At 71.2% G+C, this 12802-nt stretch carries 10 protein-coding genes; 6 read left to right on the top strand and 4 right to left on the bottom strand.

The features are described from left to right. Positions 1-200 precede the first annotated feature (200 nt). A complete protein-coding gene (locus M2266_RS02275; RefSeq protein WP_277436557.1) occupies positions 201-1067 on the top strand; it encodes a hypothetical protein in 867 nt (288 codons plus the stop codon). Positions 1068-1146: 79 nt separating this feature from the next. On the opposite strand, the gene M2266_RS02270 is transcribed toward M2266_RS02275, so the two are convergent. Together M2266_RS02270 and pgm are read right to left on the bottom strand one after the other, a co-directional pair. Beyond that, entirely contained in the window at positions 1147-2346 is a 1200-nt protein-coding gene (locus M2266_RS02270; RefSeq protein ID WP_277436556.1) for a serine hydrolase domain-containing protein, read from the bottom strand. A 76-nt stretch (positions 2347-2422) separates the two neighbouring features. Further along, on the bottom strand, positions 2423-4078 hold the full coding sequence (pgm, locus tag M2266_RS02265; RefSeq protein ID WP_277436555.1) for a phosphoglucomutase (alpha-D-glucose-1,6-bisphosphate-dependent): 1656 nt from the start codon (positions 4076-4078) through the stop codon (positions 2423-2425). A gap of 337 nt (positions 4079-4415) precedes the next feature. Here pgm and glgA point away from each other — a divergent pair, with 337 nt between their 5' ends. Then, positions 4416-5603 carry a glycogen synthase gene (gene glgA, locus M2266_RS02260; protein ID WP_277436554.1) on the top strand — a complete coding sequence of 396 codons (1188 nt, stop codon included), beginning with the start codon at positions 4416-4418 and terminating at the stop codon, positions 5601-5603. A 75-nt stretch (positions 5604-5678) separates the two neighbouring features. Beyond that, on the top strand, positions 5679-6899 hold the full coding sequence (gene glgC / locus M2266_RS02255) for a glucose-1-phosphate adenylyltransferase (RefSeq protein WP_277436553.1): 1221 nt from the start codon (positions 5679-5681) through the stop codon (positions 6897-6899). Positions 6900-7082: 183 nt separating this feature from the next. Here glgC and M2266_RS02250 read toward each other — a convergent pair whose 3' ends face one another. Both M2266_RS02250 and M2266_RS02245 read right to left on the bottom strand, forming a co-directional pair. Continuing rightward, positions 7083-7472, bottom strand: a complete 390-nt coding sequence (locus tag M2266_RS02250; RefSeq protein ID WP_277436552.1) for a VOC family protein — start codon at positions 7470-7472, stop codon at positions 7083-7085. Positions 7473-7760: 288 nt separating this feature from the next. Then, positions 7761-8369, bottom strand: coding sequence for a hypothetical protein (locus M2266_RS02245; protein WP_277436551.1), 609 nt, complete (start codon positions 8367-8369; stop codon positions 7761-7763). Positions 8370-8544: 175 nt separating this feature from the next. Between M2266_RS02245 and M2266_RS02240 the strand changes: the two genes are divergently transcribed. Genes M2266_RS02240 through M2266_RS02230 form a run of 3 tightly spaced genes read left to right on the top strand, consistent with a single transcriptional unit; the run spans position 8545 to position 12736 of the window. After that, positions 8545-9510 (top strand): LLM class F420-dependent oxidoreductase, encoded by a 966-nt coding sequence (locus M2266_RS02240; RefSeq protein WP_277436550.1) that lies wholly within the window; start codon positions 8545-8547, stop codon positions 9508-9510. Positions 9511-9537: 27 nt separating this feature from the next. After that, positions 9538-11265: a class I adenylate-forming enzyme family protein gene (locus M2266_RS02235; protein ID WP_277436549.1), complete on the top strand. Its 1728-nt coding sequence runs from the start codon at positions 9538-9540 to the stop codon at positions 11263-11265. Beyond that, on the top strand, positions 11255-12736 hold the full coding sequence (locus M2266_RS02230) for a carotenoid oxygenase family protein (RefSeq protein ID WP_277436548.1): 1482 nt from the start codon (positions 11255-11257) through the stop codon (positions 12734-12736). Before M2266_RS02235 ends, M2266_RS02230 begins: the two co-directional genes overlap by 11 nt. Positions 12737-12802 lie beyond the last annotated feature (66 nt).

The following is a 12802-nucleotide window of genomic DNA, read 5'->3' as shown; positions in this document are numbered from 1 at the left end:
CCCGGGAACCGAGTTGGCTTTCGCGGACGTTGACTGGGATGGTCTTACTCATACGGATGTCGGTGCAGCTCGGTCCGGACCGGACCACGGGGACGTGATGTGAGCGTCCGTTTCGAATATCCCCTCATACGTTGATGGCTACCATCACCGTCATCAACGACGCGAAGTGAGCAACGAAAGGCGAGTCCATGTCGGACGTCATGTCAAAGAACCAGGGTCTGCAGGGCGAGTACGAGGCCCGCGTCGCCGCCGATCTCCGGCAGAACGAAGGCGACCGCGACCGCGTCCTCGCGCAGATCGACGCGCTCCAGAAGGAGCTGGAGATCCTCGTCCAGGACCGGGAGATGCTGCTGAGCATGCAGAGCGCCGTCGGCGCGACGAAGCAGTCCCCCTCCGAGCCGGGCGAAGCGCAGATCAGCGAGCCGGAAGCCCACGTCACCCCGCACGCGAAGTCGGCGAAGGTGCCCGGCGCCCGCCGTCGTACCGCCCGCAAGGCGGTTCCGACCCAGGGCCGTGCCGGCCGCGGCCGCAAGACCGACGCGAAGAGCGCGGTGGCCGATGCCGCGCACGCTGCCAAGGCGCCCGCCAAGGCGACGACGAAGGCCACCGCGACGAAGGCCACCGCGACCAAGGCCACCGCGACGAAGGCCACCGCGACCAAGACCGTCGCCGAGAAGCCGGCGAAGGCCGCGACGGAGAAGGCCTCCACGGCCAAGTCCGCGACCGCGAAGCCGGCGAAGACCGCCACGGCCAAGACCGCCACCCCGAAGGCGGCCGACACCAAGGCGGCCGCCCCCAAGGCGGACAAGCTCGTGAAGGTCGTGGAGAACTACCTGCTCAAGCAGGGTGCCCCGGCCTCGGCCGCAGAGGTCGCCACGGCCATCTCGACGCCGGAGCGCGCTGTCACCATCATGAGCGTGCGCACCGCGCTCGAGGGTCTGGTCCGCAAGTCCGCGGCCCTGCGCTCCAAGCAGTCCCGTTCGGTCTACTACGAGGCAGTCCCGTCCGCGACCGCCGTCACCGCAGCCGCCGAGGCCCCGCAGCAGAGCGAGTCCGTCACCCAGTAGGCCCCGGCTGCCCACGTCGGCCAGGTACTGAGTGAGCAAGCGGAGGGCCGGCGCGGCTGCGGGGTGACGACCCCGCGGCTCAGTCGTCGATCGCCCGGTACGCCGAGGTCCAGAAGTCCTGGAAGACAGGGGGAGGAGCGGTGGAATCCATGTGGCGCTGGGTCAGCAGGATGCCGACGAGGCCTTCCCCCGGGTCCGTGTAGGCGGAGGTACCCGTGCCGCCGTTCCACCCGAACCGCCCCGGGGTCGTCGCCAGGTCGAAGCGCCGGACGGAGACGGAGAGGCCGAAGCCCCAGCCCTCGTCGGGACCGAGGAAGCTGTGGGTTCCCGGCCTCTGCTCCGCCGACAGGTGGTTGCTGGTCATGACCTCGACCGAGGGCCGGGACAGCACTCGTTCGCTGCCGTGCCGCCCCCCGTCCAGCATCATCCGGCAGAAGGCCAGGTAGTCGTCGGCCGTCGAGACGAGCCCGCCACCGCCGGACGGGAACGCCACCGGGCGGCCCCAGCGACTGTCGGCGGGATCGTCGTGCAGGGCGAGTTCCGCGGTGCGGGGACGCATCCGGTAGCTGGGTGGCAGTCGGTCCAGCTTCTCCGGCGGCACGTGGAACGCGGTGTCCCGCATGCCGAGCGGATCGAAGATCCGGTCGCTGAGGAAGGACGCGAACGACTGGCCGGCGGCGCGTGCGATCAGCACCCCGAGGACCTCGGAACCCGTGTGGTACATCCACTGTTCGCCCGGCTGGTGCACCAGCGGCAGGGCGCCGAGCCGTTTCATCCACTCGTCGGGACCGATCGACGGCGGGTTGGGGCTGGGAGTGAGGCCGGCCTCGTCCATCGCCCGCTGGATCGGGTGGGTCCCCCGGGGCGCGAGTACCGATCCGATGCCCAGCCGGAACGTCAGCAGATCCCGCAGGGTGATCGACCGGCGCGCCGGCACGGTGTCGTCGAGGGGCCCGTCGAGTCGCCGCAGCACCCTGCGGCCGGCGAGTTCCGGCAGCAGCTGGTCCACCGGTTCGTCCAGTCGCAGTACGCACTCCTCGACCAGGATCATCGCGGCGACCGCGGTGATGGGCTTGGTCAGCGACGCGATCCGGAAGATGGAGTCACGGCGCATCGGAACCGTGCCACCGGCGGCCATCGTCCCGAGCGCCTCGACCCGTGCCTCACCGCGCCGGTACACCAGCGTCACGAGTCCCGGTACGTCACCGCGTTCGACGTGGCCGGACATGACGTCGCGCATCCGGTCGAGGCGTTCGCCGGACAGTCCGCTGCCGCTCAAGGGTGGTTCCCTTCGTCAGCCGGTGGATGAGCGCCGGCGGGCCGGTCAGGACGGGACGCGCTTCGGAGCCGGTGTGTCAGGCCTTGGCCGACGCGTCGCCCAGGGCCTTCGACACGATCGCCTTCGCCTCCTCCTGCACACGGGCGAGGTGCTCGGGCCCGTGGAAGGACTCGGCGTAGATCTTGTACACGTCCTCGGTACCGGACGGCCGGGCGGCGAACCAGGCGTTGTCGGAGGAGACCTTCAGCCCGCCCAGCGACGCGCCGTTGCCGGGCGCCGCGGTGAGGACCGAGGTGACCGGCTCCCCGGCCAGCTCACCCGCCGGGACCTGTTCGGGGGAGAGCGAGGCGAGGACGGCCTTCTGTTCGCGGGTCGCGGGCGCGTCGATGCGGGCGTAGGCGGGCTCGCCGAATCGTGCGGTGAGATCGGCGTAGTGCTGCGACGGGCTGCGGCCGGTGACCGCGATGATTTCGGCCGCCAGCAGCGCGAGCAGGATGCCGTCCTTGTCGGTGGTCCACACCGAGCCGTCCCGGCGCAGGAAGGAAGCGCCGGCGGACTCCTCGCCGCCGAAGCCCAGCGAGCCGTCCAGCAGCCCGTCCACGAACCACTTGAAGCCGACCGGCACTTCCACCAGCTTCCGGCCGAGGCCCGCCGCCACCTTGTCGATCATCGACGAGGAGACCAGCGTCTTGCCGATCCCGGCGTCCGCCGGCCACTGCCCGCGGTGCTCGTACAGGTACGAGATGGCGACGGCGAGGTAGTGGTTGGGGTTCATCAGTCCGGCGTCCGGAGTCACGATGCCGTGGCGGTCTGCGTCCGCGTCATTGCCGGTGGACACCTGGAAGTCGTCGCGCCGCGCGATGAGCGAGGCCATGGCGTGCGGTGACGAGCAGTCCATCCGGATCCTGCCGTCCCAGTCCAGCGTCATGAAGCGCCACGTCGGGTCGGAGTACGGGTTGACGACCGTCAGATCGAGCCCGTGCCGCTCGGCGATCCGTCCCCAGTACGCGACCGACGCGCCGCCCAGCGGGTCCGCGCCGATCCGCACTCCGGCCGCCCGGACGGCCTCCAGGTCGACGACCGCGGGCAGATCGTCGGTGTAGTGGGTGAGGAAGTCGTAGCGGTCCGTGGTGCCGGCGGCCAGCGCGCGGGCGTAGGGGATCCGCCGGACGTCCTTGAGGCCGCCCGCGATCAGTTCGTTCGCCCGGTCCTGGATCCAGGAGGTGGCCTCCGAGCCGGCGGGGCCGCCGTTCGGCGGGTTGTACTTGAAGCCGCCGTCGGCCGGCGGATTGTGCGAGGGCGTGACGACCACACCGTCCGCGAGCCCCGACGTGCGGCCGCGGTTGTGGACCAGGATGGCGTGCGAGACCGCCGGGGTCGGGGTGTAGCCGTCCGCGGTGTCGATCAGCACGGTGACGTCGTTGGCGGCGAACACCTCCAGCGCGGTGGCCCGCGCCGGTTCGGACAGCGCATGCGTGTCCGCCCCCAGGAAGAGCGGCCCGTCGGTTCCCCGCCCGGCCCGGTACTCGGCGATCGCCTGGCTGGTGGCGGCGATGTGGTCCTCGTTGAACGCGACCGCCAGTGAGGAACCGCGGTGTCCCGAGGTCCCGAACGCGACCCGCTGCCCCACCTCGCCCGGGTCGGGACGGAGCGTGTAGTACGCGGTCACCAACCGGGCCACGTCGACCAGGTCGGCGGGCTGTGCGGGCTGTCCGGCGCGCTCGTGCGGCATCTCGGTCTCCTCCGGGTGCGGGTCCGTCCGCCACCGTGGGCGGGTGCCCGTGGTGTGGGACGTTCCGCGTCGTTCGGCATTGTTCCCATTCTCCGTGCCCGGCGCGAGAGGGCGCACTCCCGGGGCCGCGGACCATTGCCGTGTCGCGGGACAAGCCGCCGTGTGGCGGGCAGCCGGGGGCTCCGTGACGTTTGCCGCCGGACGATCCGGTACAGAAGAGGGTCACGAGGCCTGCACCGATCTCCGCGCCCCGGGCCGGCCCCGCTGACGCCGGAGCCGAACGGGCCGGGAGGGCAATGCCGCGGACGCCGGGTGATCAGCGGAGAGGTGGAACACGGTGAAGGTCGGGCTGTTAACGCGCGAGTACCCACCGGACGTGTACGGCGGAGCCGGAGTGCACGCCGAGTTCCTCGCGCGGGAACTGCGCGGGCTCGTCGACCTCAGCGTCCACAGCTGGAGCACCTCGGACACCGACACCGGCGACGAGGTCGCGGACAAGGCCTCCGGCCTCGTGCGGCACCGGACCGCCGCCGGACTGGACGGCGCCAACAACGCGCTCAGGACGCTGTCGGTGGACCTGTCCATCGCGGCCGCGGTGACCGGCGTCGACCTTGTCCACTCGCACACCTGGTACGCCAACATGGCGGGCCACCTCGCCAAACTCCTGCACGGCGTCCCCCATGTGATGACCGCCCACTCCCTGGAACCGCTGCGCCCCTGGAAGGCCGAGCAGCTGGGCGGCGGCTACGCGGTCTCCTGCTGGGCCGAGCGCACCGCCGTCGAGGCGGCGGACGCGGTGATCGCGGTGTCCCACGGCATGCGCGCCGATGTGCTGGCCTGCTACCCGCGGGTGGATCCCGGCCGGGTCCACGTGGTGCACAACGGCATCGACACCGCCCTGTACCGGCCCGACCCGGGGACCGACGTCGTGGAGCGCCTCGGCATCGACCCGGCGCGGCCGTTCGTGCTGTTCGTCGGTCGGATCACCCGGCAGAAGGGTGTCCCGCACCTGGTGCGCGCGGCCCGCGAGTTCGCCCCCGGTACGCAGGTCGTGCTGTGCGCGGGGTCACCGGACACCCCGGAGCTGGACGCGGAGTTCCGCTCCCTGGTCGGCGAGCTGCGGGAACGACGCGACGGCGTGGTGTGGATCCCGCAGATGCTGCCCCGCCCCGACGTCGTGCAACTCCTCACCCACGCGGCGGTGTTCGTCTGCCCCTCGGTCTACGAACCGCTCGGCATCGTCAACCTGGAGGCCATGGCCTGCGGTACGGCGGTGGTCGCCTCCGCCGTCGGTGGCATCCCCGAGGTGGTGGAGCACGGCCGCACGGGGCTCCTGGTGCCGTACGAGGAGGCCGATCCGCGCGGCTTCGAGGCCGCCCTGGCGGCCGCCGTCAACGAGGTCGTCACCGACGGGGCGCGGGCTCGGGCGATGGGCGAGGCGGGGCGGCGGCGCGCCGTGACGGAGTTCGGCTGGGACGCCGTGGCACGCCGGACCGTGGAGGTCTACGCGTCGGTACTGGAGTGACCGGCTCCATCGGAGGACCGGCGGCACTGGAGTGACCGGCTGCCAGCGGGCGGGCCGGAGACGAAGGGGGTCAGGGTGAGCGGACGACCGAACGTGCTGGGCATCGTCCTCGCAGGGGGCGAAGGCAAGCGGCTGATGCCGCTGACCGCGGACCGGGCCAAACCCGCGGTGCCATTCGGCGGCGTCTACCGGCTGGTGGACTTCGTCCTGTCGAACCTGGTGAACGGCGGCATCCACCGCATCTGCGTGCTCACGCAGTACAAATCACACTCACTGGACCGGCATGTGTCGACCACCTGGCGGATGACCGGTCTGCTGGGTGACTACGTCACACCCGTCCCGGCACAGCAGCGACTCGGTCCCCGTTGGTACCTCGGCAGCGCGGACGCCATCTACCAGTCGCTCAACCTCGTGCACGACGAGCAGCCCGACTACATCGTGGTCTTCGGCGCCGACCACGTGTACCGCATGGATCCACGGCACATGCTCGACCGGCACATCGAAGCGGGGGCCGGGGTGACGGTCGCCGGCATACGGGTACCGCGGGAGCAGGCGTCCTCCTTCGGCGTTATCACCACCGCGCACCGCAGCACACAGATCGACGGCTTCCTGGAGAAGCCCACCGATCCGCCCGGTCTCGCGGACGACCCGGACAGCGTCTTCGCCTCGATGGGCAACTACATCTTCACCACCAAGGTCCTCATCGACGCGCTCCACCAGGACGCCGAGGACGAGAGCTCCGTGCACGACATGGGCGGCAGCATCCTGCCGATGCTTACCGAGCGCGGCCAGGCGCAGGTCTACGACTTCGACGACAACCAGGTGCCGGGCGAGACGGAACGGGACCACGGCTACTGGCGGGACGTGGGGACCCTGGACGCCTACTACGAGGCCCATATGGATCTCATATCGATTCAACCGGTCTTCAACCTCTACAACCGGCAGTGGCCCATCTTCACCAACCAGGCCCAGCGGCCGCCGGCGAAGTTCGTCGCCGGCGGGATCGCCGGCGAGTCGATGGTCAGCACGGGCTGCATCATCAGCGGCCAGGTCACCGGATCCGTACTGGCCCCCGGGGTGATCGTGGAACAGGGCGCCGTCGTGCAGGAGTCCGTCCTGTTGGAGGGCGTCCGGGTCGGCCGCGGCGCGGTCGTCCGCCGCGCGATCCTCGACAAGAACGTCGTCGTCCCCCCGGGCGCGACCATCGGCGTGAACTTCGACCACGACGCCCGGCACTACACCGTCTCCGCCGGCGGAATAGTGGCCCTGGGCAAGGGCCAGCGGGTCCCCTCCTGAGATACGCCGGCCGGGCCGGGCGGCTGCGGACGCAGTTCGGCCCGGCCAGCAGGGGGGGAGAGCTGACCGGGCCGAGACTACGAGGTAAGGGGGGCCTCTGAAGAGTCGGCTGCCCGGGTCCGGCGACGGCAAACGTCATTGGCCCGTATGACGTGCGTCACCTGTCGTGAGGGGTCGTTGCGGCTACTGGCCGCCGCTGCCGTACGGGCGGGTGATGAGCTCCATCCCGTGGCCGTCCGGATCGAGGAAGTACACGCCGCGACCGCCGTCGTTGTGGTTGATCTCGCCCGGCTTCTTCAGACCCGGGTCCGCGTAGTACGTGAGCCCGGCCTGCCGGATCCGCTCGAAGCTCGCGGTGAACTCCTCCTCGGACACCAGGAAGGCGTAGTGCTGCGGGGAGATCTTCTCCGTGCCGACGCTCGCGAAGTCCAGCGTGACGCCGTTGCCCGTCGTGACGGGCACGAAGGGCCCCCATGGCGCTCCGGCCTCCAGCCCCAGGATGTCGGCGAGGAATGCGGCGGACGCCCGATTGTCCCGGGCGAAGACGATGGTGTGGTTCAACTCGACTGACACAGTGGAATGCCTCCAAAAGACACCTCACAGACACCTCCGCGCCTCACCCGGCCGGTGACCGGCGTGCGATGTCGTACTCGTCATCCTCAAGGGTGTTGCGAAAGGAGCGCCGTTCGCCCGTGAGGGCGGGGTCCGCGGTGTCTGGTGCGTGCGACGGCACGGCGGAGGGTCGTCCTCGTACTGGACGTACCTGGACGAGCCCGGCAACGCGGCAGGCGTGCGTGCCAGGCGTCGCGGGCCAGGCGGGACTTTCGCCACACCCTTGAGGCACAGCGCACATGGCCGCTGTCATGAGCGCTCCGCCCGGCGCTGCCGACGGGTGAGGACGAAGCCCGTCGCCAGCGAGCTGACGAGGCCGATTCCCACGCCCCCGGCGATGACGGTGCCGACGCCGATGCCGTCATGGCCCACGTTGTCGTCGGCCGCCGCTTCGCTCGTCCGGTCGGCGGCGGAGTCGTAGCCGGTCGAGGGATCGTCGCAGAACGTCCGGTTCCCGGGATCCATCTCGGGCACGACCGTCAGCGTCACCGCCGCCACGGCCTGGTCACCGGCACCGGCCTTCAACTCCACCGTGTACGGACCGGGTTCGATGTCGCAGAGCACCGTCGCCGTGGCCTTCGCGTACAGTTGGCCGCCCTTGCCGTCGTGGAACCGCTGCCTGGTGACGGTGACCGGTGCGACGAAGGCGCGGGACGCGAGGGTGAACGTCCCCTTGCCGTGGCTCAGGTCCGCTTCGTCGGCGGCGACGGTGAACGTGGCCTCGCGGCCCCGCTGGCGGCTGGCGCCGGGGTCGACGGAGAGCGACAAGCCGGAGTCCGCGAGCGCGTACGGGGCGGCGGCCAGGAGCAGGGCGGCGCCGAGCAGGGTCGTCGTCGTGGTCGTGCGGGCGAAGGGCATGGGTGGCGGCCTCGTCGTCGGGGAGTACTGCCGAGTAGGACGGGCCCCGGGCCCCGATGGTTGTCCGGTGGTGGCGACCGATCCAATGCCGTCCTTCGGTGACGCCGCCTGTTGTAGCGTCGGCGTATCGTGGATCCTTGGGGCTCGTGCCCCGCGGTCGGGAGGCTGGAAGCACGTGAAGCTGTCGGTGTCGCTGGGCTATTGGCAGGACCGGCCGCCCGAGGAGGCGCTGCTGACGGCGGCCGCCGCCGAGCGGCACGGGTACGAGGAGCTGTGGCTCGGTGAGATGGCCACCTATGACGTGTTCGCCCTCGCCACCGCCGTCGCACTGCGCACCCGGAGCATCCCGCTGACCGTGGGCCCGCTCGCCGTGGCCGTACGCGACCCGATGACGATCGCCCGTGGGGTCGCCTCGGTGGCCGCCCTCACCGGGCGGCGGGTGGATGTGGCGATCGGCAGTTCCAGCCCGATCGTCGTCGAGCAGTGGCACGGCCGCTCGCACCGGCGCAGCGGGGTGGCGCTGCGGGAGTCGGCGACGGCACTGCGGCAGTTGCTGGACGGGGAGCGGGCCACGGCGGCGGGGGAGGTCGTGCGCAGCAGCGGGTTCCGGCTGCGGCTGCCGGCCCCGAAGTCGCAGCTGACGGTGGCCGCCTTCGGTCCCGCCGCGGTCCGCACGGCGGCCGCGCTCGCGGACCGGATGGTGCTGAACCTCCTCACCCCGGCCTCCGCGGCGACGCTGATCGGACGGATGCGGGCGGAGGCCGGGGCGCTGGGACGGCCGTCGCCGCGGGTGGCCGCCTGGGTGACGGCCGCCGTCGACCCGTCCCCGGCGGCGGTCGAGCAGCTGCGGCGCGGCGTGGTCGGCTACCTCGCGGCGCCCGGCTACGCGGAGATGTTCGTGGAGGCCGGTTTCGGGGAGGTCGTGGAGTTCGCACGGTCCCGGCCGCATCCGCGGGAGCTGCTCGCGGCGGTCCCGGCGGAACTGATGGCCGCGGTCGGGCTGGTGGGCGATCCGGACGCGGTACGGGCCAGGCTCGCGGAGTACGCGGCGGCGGGGGTGGACGAGATCGCGGTCGTCGCGTCGAGCACGGACGCCGACCCGGGAGGCGAGCGGACGCTCGCCCTGCTGCGGGACCGGTAGCGGCGTCGTTCGAGGGGGAGGGCATGCATGGGCGCTTGGAGACTGCATCCGGCCGAACGGGTCGCCGAGTACACCGCGGCGGGCTGGTGGGACGGCGAGACCACGGACTCGCTGCTGCGTGAGCGGGTGCGGTCGCATCCCGAACGGCTCGCGGTCGTCGATCCGCTGAACAAGGCGGATCTGGTGGGCAGGCCGGTCCGCAGGCCGAGCTGGACGGAACTCGACGCGGACGTGGACCGTTTGGCGGCGGTCCTGCTGCGACACGGCATCGGCCAGGGCGACGTGGTGGGGGTGCAGCTGCCCAACATCGTCGAGCTGGTGTGCGTCTATCTCGCGTGCTGGCGGATCGGCGTGATCGTCTCCCCGCTGCCGGTGCAGTACCGCGAGCACGAGGTGGTGCTGCTGGGCGGGCTGGCGGAGTTCACCGCGTTCATCACCGCGGTGCGGGTCGGCGAGCGGGAGCTCGCCGCCGAGGTCGACGGCCTGCGGGACCGGCTGCCGCGGCTGCGGCACCTGTTCGCGTACGAAGCGGCCGACGGCGCTCGGCTCCCGACCGGCGCCATCGCGCTCGACGCCGAACTGCGGTCGCCGTACGACCCGGCCGGTGTCGCGGCGTACACCCGTGAGCATCCCGTGGATCCGAACGACTGCGTCACCATCTGCTGGACCTCGGGCACCGAGAGCATCCCGAAGGGCGTGCCGCGCTGCCACAACGACTGGCTGGCCATCGCCTGGACGTGTCTGGAAGCGCCGAGGATGACGGCGGACGATGTGCTCCTCAACCCCTTCCCGATGGTCAACATGGCCGGTCTCGGAGGGTTGTTCCTGCCGTGGCTGCGGATCGGGTGCGTCCTGGTCCAGCACCACCCGTTCGATCTGCCGGTGTTCCTCCGCCAGATCGCCGAGGAGCACGTCACCTACACCGTCGCGCCCCCGGCGCTGCTGTCCATGCTGAACGCCAGGGAGGAACTCCTCGCGAGCACCGACCTCTCGTCGCTCACCCGGATCGGCTCCGGCTCGGCGCCGCTCGCCCCGGCGATGGTGCGCGGCTGGCAGGAGCGGTACGGGATCGGAGTCATCAACTTCTTCGGGTCGAACGAGGGCACGGGGATGCTCACCGACCCGTACGACGTGCCGGATCCGGAGGAGCGGGCGCGCTACTTCCCCCGGTACGGCGTGCCCGGCGTCGAGTGGTCCACCCGCGGCGCCCGCTGGACGAAGGTGCGGATCGTGGACACCGTTACCGGACAGGACATCGACGAGCCGGACCGGCCGGGGGAGTTGCGGATCAAGAGCCCGCAGGTCTTCGCGGGCTATCTGGGCGGCACGGACCTGCCCACCCCCTTCGACGACCAGGGGTACCTCATGACCGGCGACCTCTTCGAGATCGCGGGGGAGCGCGGGCAGTTCCTGAAGTACGTGGACCGGGCGAAGGACGTGGTGATCCGCGGTGGGATGAACATCGCCCCCGCCGAGCTGGAAGATCTCATCGCCGGGCACCCCGCGGTGGCGGAGGTCGCGGTCGTGGGCTATCCCGACGAGGTGCTGGACGAGAAGCTCTGCGCGGTGGTCGTCGCCCGGTCCCCGCTCGCGCTGGACGACCTGGTCGGCTATCTCAAGGAGCGGCACATCGCCTCGTACAAACTGCCGGAACGGCTCGAGCTGCGCGACGAACTGCCGCGCAACCCCGTGGGCAAGGTGCTCAAACGGGTCCTGCGCGCTTCCCTCGTGGAGGAGGAATCCCATGGACGTTGAGATCGTCGGACGCGCCCTGTCGACGCTGCCGGAGGACGACGACCATCCGTACCGCACCGGCCCCTGGCGCCCGCAGACCACCGAATGGCGGGCGGACGACCTGGAGGTGACCGGTGAGATCCCGGCCGACCTCGAAGGCGTCTACCTGCGCAACACGGAGAACCCGGTACATCCGGCGATCTCGCTGTACCACCCCTTCGACGGCGACGGCATGATCCACGTGGTGGGCTTCCGGGACGGAAAGGCCTTCTACCGCAACCGCTTCGTGCGCACCGCCGGCTTCACCGCCGAACAGGAGGCAGGAAAGGCGCTGTGGGCGGGCATCGCCGAGCGGCCCGCGCTGTCCCGGCGCGCCGACGGCTGGGGCGCGCGGACCCGGATGAAGGACGCCTCCAGCACCGACATCGTCGTCCACGCAGGCCAGGCGCTGAGCAGCTTCTGGCAGTGCGGGGACCTCTACCGGCTGGACCCGCTCACCCTGGAGACCCTCGGCACATCACCCTGGGCGCCGGACTGGGGTGTCTCCGCGCACACCAAGGTCGACGACCGCACCGGCGAACTGCTCTTCTTCAGCTACTCCACCGAGGCGCCCTATCTGCGCTACGGGGTGGTCGGCCCGGACAACCGACTCAGGCACCTCACCGACATCCCGCTGCCCGGCCCGCGGCTGCCGCACGACATGGCGTTCACCGAGAACTACGCCATCCTCAACGACTTCCCGCTGTTCTGGGACCCGGCCCTGATCGCCCAGGGCAAGTACGCCTCGCGCTTCCACCGCGACCTGCCGAGCCGCTTCGGGGTCGTCCCCCGCCACGGCAGCGAGGTCCGCTGGTTCGAGGCCGACCCGACGTACGTCCTGCACTTCGTCAACGCCTACGAGGACGGCGACGAGATCGTCGTCGACGGCTTCCACCAGGGCTGCCCCGAACCGGCCGACCCCCGCGGGCAGGGCGTCCACCAGCGGATGTTCCGCTTCCTGGCGCTGGAACGGATGGAAACCCGGCTGCACCGCTGGCGGCTGAACCTGGTCACCGGGCAGGTGAAGGAGGAACGGCTCAGCGAGCGGTTCACCGAGTTCGGGATGATCAACCCGAACCTCGGCGGACAGCCGTACCGGTACACGTACGCCGCCACCCAGCGCCCCGGCTGGTTCCTCTTCGACGGCATCGTCAAGCACGATCTGCGCACCGGCGGCGAGCAGCGGTACGCGCTGCCGGAAGGGGTGTACGGCAGCGAGACCGCCATGGCCCCGCGCCCCGGCGCGACCGCGGAGGACGACGGCTACCTCGTCACGCTCACGACCGACATGAACGCCGACCGTTCCGAGTGCCTGGTCTTCGACGCCGCACGCGTCACCGACGGGCCGATCGCCCGGGTACGGCTGCCGGAACGGATCTCCAGCGGGACGCACTCGACGTGGGCGGCCGGCTCCGCCCTGCCGGGCTGGCACGAGGGGAAGAGCGTGCTGTAGGCGGGGTTCGCAGGCCGCGGCCGTTGCGGCGCACCCCACCCGCCGGCGGTGACCCGAACGGCCTAC

The organism is Streptomyces sp. SPB162 (genome assembly GCF_029504575.1).
Lineage (GTDB): Bacteria > Actinomycetota > Actinomycetes > Streptomycetales > Streptomycetaceae > Actinacidiphila.
This window is presented reverse-complemented; position numbering and strand designations above follow the sequence as displayed.